We start from the raw sequence: 6,292 nt of genomic DNA, 5'->3' as shown, positions 1-6,292 counted from the left end.
CCAGCGCGGCGGCACCGCGGCGCTGGGCGCAGGCGATCAGTTGGTCGGCGACGGCACGCTCGCGCCACCTGCCGACGCCCGAGGGCTCGTCCAGCCGCACCAGCTCCAGTCCCGCGGCCGCCGGGCCCACCGTGCCGGTGACGTCCTCATCGCGGGCAGCCGCCAGGATCACCTCACGGTCCGGGAACAGCCGCCGTACCCCGTCGACGGCCGCGTCGGCGCCGGCCGAACCGTCGTAGCCCACCACCACCGGCCCGGACGCGAGCGCGGCGGCCTCGTCGGCCAGCAGCGGGTTCGGCACCACCAGCACCGGGCCGGTGGCGTAGTGCACGACCATGTCGCAGACCGCACCGAGGACCGCGTCGCTGCCGCCCAGTCCGCGGTCGCCGACCACGATGACGTCGGTGTCGAGCTTCTCCGCCAGCTGGGCCAGCCGCAGCCCGTCGGAGCCGATCGTGCGTTTGACGATCGGCTCGGCGTCCCATTCGGCGGCTTTGGCCAGCGCGACCCCGGTCGCGGCGATGGCGTCCGCTTCGCGGGCCCCCTCCCGTTCGATGAGCTCGACCAGCTCGTCGGTGCTGGCCGCGGCGGCGCGCAGCCGGCGCCGGAGTTTGGTGCTGGCGAACGGGGGCGTCCAGATGTGCGCGATCCAGGCGTGCGCGTTGGGAAACAGCACGGCGGCGGCGCTGATCGCCGCATTCGCCGCAGGCGACCCGTCGTATCCGACCATCACACTCGCCGGCATCCCCACCTCCTGCCGGTGGCCGTACCCGCGGCCGCCCAACGCCGTCGGATGCGAGAGTAGGCAGCCGCGGCCCGCGACACCAGGGGCTAAATGCCTCTCTCCACCTGACCCCCGATTTCCGCTGGACAGGCGGCGCATACTTGTTGCGATGACTGGACCTGAGCACCAGCCCCGCAAGCCTGTGATCTTGACCGTCGACGATGACCCCGCGGTGTCCCGTGCGGTCGCGCGGGACCTCCGCCGCCACTACGGCGAGAAGTTCCGCATCGTGCGCGCAGAGTCGGGCCCGGACGCGCTGGAGACCCTCAACGAACTGAAATTGCGGGGCGAGACGGTGGCGGTGTTCGTCGCCGACTACCGGATGCCTCAGATGAGCGGCATCGAGTTCCTCGAAGCGGCGATGGACATCTTCCCGATGGCGCGCCGGGTGCTGCTGACCGCCTACGCCGACACCCACGCGGCGATCGACGCGATCAACGTCGTGGACCTGGACCACTACCTGCTCAAGCCGTGGGACCCGCCGGAGGAGAAGCTCTACCCGGTGATCGATGCGTTGATCGATGCGTGGCGCTCCACCGGGGACCGGGCGATCCCACACACCAAGATCATCGGGCACCCGTGGAACGCCCGGTCGTCGGAGGTGCGCGAGTTCCTGGCTCGCAACCGCCTGTACTACACCTGGTTCCGGTCCGACGAGAGCCGCGGCGCGCAGCTGCTGGAGGCCGCGGGCGAGGACGGGATGACGTTGCCGGTGGTGATCACCGAACAGGGCGAGACGCTCGTCGATCCCACCGACGCCGAGCTGGCCGCCACCCTCGGGCTGACCACCACCCCGTCCGGGGACTTCTACGACCTGGTCGTCATCGGTGGGGGCCCGGCAGGCCTGGCCGCCGCGGTCTACGGCGCGTCGGAGGGTCTCAAGACGGTGCTCATCGAGCGCACCGCGACCGGCGGGCAGGCCGGCCAGAGTTCGCGCATCGAGAACTACCTGGGTTTCCCCGACGGGCTCTCGGGTGCGCAGCTGGCCGAACGGGCCCGCAGGCAGGCCGAGAAGTTCGAGGCCGAGCTGATCACCGCCGCCGAGGTGGTCCGGCTCGAGGTGGACGGCAGCGCCCGCACCGTGCACCTGTCCGACGGCCGCACGATCGGCGCCCGCGCGGTGATCCTCGCGATGGGCGTCGAGTACCGGCAGTTGACCGCCGAGGGCTGCGCGGACCTCACCGGCGCCGGGGTGTACTACGGCGCGACCGCGTCGGTGGCGGCCGACTGCGACGACGACGAGGTGTACGTGATCGGCGGCGCGAACTCCGCCGGGCAGGCCGCGATGTACCTGGCGCGCACCGCGAAATCGGTGACGATCGTCAGCAGGCGCACGCTCGAGGACTCGATGTCTCACTACCTGATTCAGCAGATCAGGGCGCAGGACAACATCAAGGAACTGCCCAACACCGTGGTACACGCGGTCAACGGCAACGGCCATCTCGAAGGCATCTGTCTGCAGAACACCCAGACCGGCGAGCGCGAGAACTTCCCGTGCGGGCGGATGTTCATCTTCATCGGCGCCGAACCGCGCACCGAGTGGCTCGACGGCGTCGTGGTGCGTGACGACCACGGCTTCATCCTGGCCGGCCCGGACCTGCGCGAGGTCAGCGGATGGACGCTGGACCGTCCGCCGCACCACCTGGAGTCCAGCGTGCCGGGGGTGTTCGTCGCCGGCGACGTCCGCGCCGAGTCCGCCAAGCGGGTCGCCGCGGCCGTCGGCGAAGGGTCGATGGCGGTGATGCTCGTGCACCGCTATCTGGCCGAGACGTAGGCGCACCCGGTGGCCGGCCCGAGCCCCCGGGTATCCGGGCAGCCCGCGTGTGACATCGCCGAGCTGCGCGGGCTGTTCCTCTTCGAGAAGCTCACCGACGCGCAGCTGACGAGACTGTGCGCCGACGCCACGGTGCAGACGTTCCCCGCGGGGCCGCTGTGCCGGGAAGGCGACCCCGCTGAGTACTTCTACGTGCTCCTCGAGGGCGAGATCGCGCTGTCGAAACGGTCGGGCGACCGCGACATCGAGATCTGGCGGGCCTCCGATCCCGGCGTGTACTGCGGTGCGTGGTCGGCGTTCCTGCTCGACCCCGACATGACCTACGAGAACCACGCGACGCTGACGCGCCCGTCACGTCTGCTGGTGATCGATGCCACCACGTTGGGCGATTTCCTGGTGTCCGAGTTCGCGATGGCGACGCACCTGCTGGTCGGGCACTCACACGGCCGGTTCCACGCGCACCGCATCGTCGACCCGCACGAACGGCTCCTCCAGCTGGGCCAGCTCACCGCGGGACTGACCCACGAGCTGAACAATCCGGCGGCCGCGGCGGTGCGCGCGGCCAACAGCCTGCGGTCCCAGCTCGCCGCGCGCCGCCGGTCGGATCGGCCCGACGAGGCGCTGGCCGAACTGGAGGACCGGGTGGCCGAGTTGGCGGGCAAGCCGAAGGACCTGACCTCGGTGCAGAAGTCCGATCTGGAGGACGCGCTGGGCCAGTGGCTGGAGGACCGCGGCGTCACCGACGCGTGGGCGCATGCCGCGACGTTCGTCGAAGCCGGGCTGGACATCGACTCGCTGGAGCGCATCGCCACCGCGCCGTGCAGCCGGGCGGGACGGCTCGACACGGTGATCCGCCGGCTGGCCGGAACCGCCGAGACCGAACTGCTGCTGAGCGAGATCAGCGACGCGACCACACGCATCTCGTCGCTGGTGAACAAGGTCAAGCAGTACACCCAGCTCGACCGGGCGCCGTTCGATGTCGCCGATGTCCACGAACTGCTGGACTCGACCCTGACGATGTTCTCCCACCGGCTCGGTGACGCGGTGACCGTGGTGCGCGACTACGACGTCGGGTTGCCGGAGCTGCCGTGCAACCCGGCCGAGCTCAACCAGGTGTGGACGAACCTGATCGACAACGCCCTCGACGCACTGGCCGGGCATCCGTCCGGCGTGCTGACCATCCGCACCCGCCGCGTGCAGGACAGCATGCGCGTCGAGGTGTGCGATAACGGGCCAGGCATCCCCGCCGACGTCCTGACCAAGGTGTTCGACCCGTTCTTCACCACCAAACCCTTCGGCGAGGGCACCGGACTCGGTCTGGACATCGCCGCCCGCATCGCCGACCGGCACCGCGGCGCCCTGTGGGCGGAATCAACGCCGGGCGATACACGTTTCACTACTTCACTGCCTCTTTAGGAAGGACCCGTCATGGGTGAGAAATGTCTGCCCGACCAACTGCGCTCCCTGTTCCTGTTCGAGGCACTTTCCGATGCGCAACTGGAGACGCTGTGCGCCAACGGCCACATCGCGACATTCGAGCCCGGGCCGATCCACACCGAGGGTGAGCCGGCGACGTGCTTCTACGTGCTGATCGACGGTGAGTTGGTGATGTCCAAGCGGTCGGGCGGCGTGGACATCGAGACCAACCGGACCTCGCAGCGCGGCGTCTACTGCGGCGCGTGGTCGGCGTACATCCCCGGCGAGGAACACGTCTATCAGGCCTCGGTGCGGGTGACGCGGCCGTCGACGTTCTTCGTGCTCGACGCCGACGCGTTCGCCGACTTCATGCAGAAGGAATTCCCGATGGCGGTGCATCTGCTGGAGGGCCACATGGTCGGCGGGCTGCGGCAGCGCCAGATCCTCGGTCAGCGCGAGAAGCTGCTCGCGCTCGGGCAACTCTCGGCCGGGTTGACCCACCAGCTCAACAACCCCGCCGGAGCCACCGCCCGCGCGGTGGCCGACCTGCGCGAGGGCGTCGGCAAGATGCGGCACAAGCTCGCGATGCTCGCCGACGGCAAGTTCACCCCGGCCGCACTGAAGGTGCTGGTCAGCATCCAGGACGAGGTCGCCGAGCAGGTCGCGAAGTCCAAGTCGCAGGAGCTGACGGCGCTGGAGATCTCCGACCGCGAGGACCAGATCGGCGACTGGCTCGAAGAGCACGGCATCTCCGGGGCCTGGGATTACGCGCCGACGTTCGTCGAGGCCGGTCTGGACGTCGACTGGCTGGAACGGGTGGAGGGGTCCATCGACGACGTCGACTGCTCGGCGACTCTGCCCGGTGCGATCGGCTGGCTGAAGTACACCATCGACAACGAGCTGCTGATGAACCAGATCGCCGAAGCCAGCAAGCGGATCTCGGCGCTGCTGGCCGGAGCCAAGCAGTACTCCCAGATGGACCGCGCCGAATACCAGAGCGCCAATGTGCACGAGCTGATCTACAGCACGATCAAGACGATCTTCGGGGACAAAGTCGGCAAGGACAACGCCGTCAGGCTGGTCTGGGACAAGGACCCCACGCTTCCGGAACTGCAGTGCTACCCCGGCGATCTCAACCAGGTGTGGACCAACCTGATCGACAACGCGATCCAGGCGATGGACGGCCACGGCACGCTGACCATCCGCACCTACCGCCAGAGCAGCGACGCCGGCGTCGTCGTCGAGATCTGCGACGACGGCCCGGGCATCCCCGAGGACATCGTCGACCGGATCTTCACCCCGTTCTTCACCACCAAGCCGTTCGGGGAGGGCACCGGCCTGGGCCTGGACCTGGCCTGGCGCATCGTCGTCGAAAAGCACCACGGCCACCTGACGGTGGAATCCGAACCCGGCAACACCCGGTTCATCGTCTCGCTGCCGTGGCAGGCCCCGGCACCGGCGAGCCCGGCATGACCGCCGTGAAGCCCGATCTGGGCAGGTTCGGGGCGTTCGGCCGCCAGGTGACGCCGCAGCAGGCCGCGGACATCGAGGCGCTCGGCTACGGCGCGGTGTGGGTGGGCGGTTCTCCACCTGCCGAACTCGACTGGGTCGAACCCATCCTGGCCGCCACCACCACGCTGCAGGTGGCCACCGGAATCGTGAACATCTGGACCGCGGCGCCGGGGCCGGTCGCCGAGTCGTTCCACCGGATCGAAGCCGCCCATCCCGGCCGGTTCCTGCTCGGGATCGGCGTCGGCCATCCCGAGGCGCACCAGCAGTACCGCAAGCCGATAGAGGCGCTCAACGGCTATCTGGACAAGCTCGACGAGTACGGCGTCCCCCGCGGTGGGCGTGTGGTGGCCGCGCTCGGCCCGAAGGTCCTGCAACTGGCCGCGACCCGCTCGGCCGGCGCCCATCCGTATCTGACGACGCCGGAGCACACCGCCAGGGCGCGGGAACTGATCGGCCCCGAGGCCTTCCTGGCGCCCGAGCACAAGGCGGTCCTGACGACCGACGCGGAGCAGGCCCGCGCGGTCGGGCGTAAGGCCCTGGCGATCTATCTGAATCTGGCGAACTACCTGAACAACTGGAAGCGTCTCGGATTCGGTGATGAAGACGTGGCCAAACCGGGTAGTGACCGTCTGGTGGACGCCGTCGTGGCCTACGGCACCGTCGACGCCATCGCAGCCCGGCTCACCGAGCACCTCGACGCGGGTGCCGACCACGTGCCGGTGCAGGTGCTGACCGGTAGCGACAAGCTGGTGCCCGCACTGGCCGAGCTCGCCGGGCCGCTCGGACTTCGAGGAAAGGGATAGAGC

General features: G+C 69.5%; 5 protein-coding genes. 4 read left to right on the top strand and 1 reads right to left on the bottom strand.

The window, feature by feature from the left end; genetic code table 11:
• A partial coding sequence (locus tag MVA01S_RS14775; RefSeq protein WP_060941621.1) for a universal stress protein occupies positions 1-745 on the bottom strand: 745 nt, incomplete at its 3' end.
• A gap of 148 nt (positions 746-893) precedes the next feature.
• Between MVA01S_RS14775 and MVA01S_RS14770 the strand changes: the two genes are divergently transcribed.
• Genes MVA01S_RS14770 through MVA01S_RS14755 form a run of 4 tightly spaced genes read left to right on the top strand, consistent with a single transcriptional unit; the run spans position 894 to position 6,289 of the window.
• The gene (locus MVA01S_RS14770; protein WP_003929516.1) at positions 894-2,558 is read left to right on the top strand and encodes an NAD(P)/FAD-dependent oxidoreductase; all 1,665 of its coding nucleotides are present in this window, start codon (positions 894-896) and stop codon (positions 2,556-2,558) included.
• Between the two features lie 9 nt (positions 2,559-2,567).
• Positions 2,568-3,974: an ATP-binding protein gene (locus MVA01S_RS14765; protein ID WP_003929517.1), complete on the top strand. Its 1,407-nt coding sequence runs from the start codon at positions 2,568-2,570 to the stop codon at positions 3,972-3,974.
• A gap of 12 nt (positions 3,975-3,986) precedes the next feature.
• The gene (locus tag MVA01S_RS14760) at positions 3,987-5,447 is read left to right on the top strand and encodes an ATP-binding protein (protein ID WP_003929518.1); all 1,461 of its coding nucleotides are present in this window, start codon (positions 3,987-3,989) and stop codon (positions 5,445-5,447) included.
• On the top strand, positions 5,444-6,289 hold the full coding sequence (locus MVA01S_RS14755) for an LLM class F420-dependent oxidoreductase (RefSeq protein WP_040540759.1): 846 nt from the start codon (positions 5,444-5,446) through the stop codon (positions 6,287-6,289). The genes MVA01S_RS14760 and MVA01S_RS14755 overlap by 4 nt, the downstream gene beginning before the upstream one ends.
• The last annotated feature ends 3 nt before the right edge of the window (positions 6,290-6,292 follow it).

Origin of the sequence: Mycolicibacterium vaccae NBRC 14118 = CIP 105934, from assembly GCF_001552715.1 — a bacterium.
In the GTDB taxonomy this organism is placed as follows: Bacteria; Actinomycetota; Actinomycetes; order Mycobacteriales; family Mycobacteriaceae; genus Mycobacterium; species Mycobacterium vaccae.
The sequence above is the reverse complement of the archived record's forward strand: the minus strand, read 5'-3'. Positions and strand labels throughout refer to the sequence as shown.